1 protein-coding gene is annotated in these 507 nt (G+C 64.5%); it reads right to left on the bottom strand.

Annotation, left to right across the window (positions count from 1 at the left end):
• On the bottom strand, window positions 1-370 hold a 370-nt coding region (locus ABGB16_RS34005; protein WP_347672137.1), incomplete at its 3' end, for a transposase.
• Between the last annotated feature and the right edge of the window lie 137 nt (window positions 371-507).

The raw sequence follows: 507 nt of genomic DNA, 5'->3' as shown, positions 1-507 counted from the left end.
GGTCACGTAGCTTGGTGCGCATGCGGGTGCGGGCCAACTGCGCCAGGGTGCGCGGGTCACGCTGCCCGGCGGCCAGGGCGTCGAGCATCGCCCGGCCGGAGACGCCGAAGATGTCGCTGGCGACCACAGACAGTTTGATCTGGGCGTCTTCGAGGAGCTTTTCCACCCGGTTCTTCTCCCGTCCCCGCTCACCGATCAGGTCGACCCGGTAGCGGGTCAGGTCCCGAAGCTCACGGATGGGCGCGGGAGGAACAAAACTCGGGCGGATCATGCCTCGTTCAGCGACCTTGCACAGCCATACCGCATCGAGCTTGTCGGTCTTGGGCCGGCCGGGCAGGTGCTTGACGTCTCTGGCGTTGACCAGCCACACCTCGGAAGTCGGGCCTGTCCGATTTTCTGTGTAACGTCCTATCCTGTCTAACTATCGGACATCGACGGGGATGCGGCCCGGGAAGAAGATTTCCAGTGAGTTCAGGGCCTGCTTCCAGCCGTGTACGCCGGCGCCTT

It is taken from the genome of Micromonospora sp. B11E3, from assembly GCF_039871625.1.
GTDB lineage: Bacteria > Actinomycetota > Actinomycetes > Mycobacteriales > Micromonosporaceae > Micromonospora.
The sequence above is the reverse complement of the archived record's forward strand: the minus strand, read 5'-3'. Positions and strand labels throughout refer to the sequence as shown.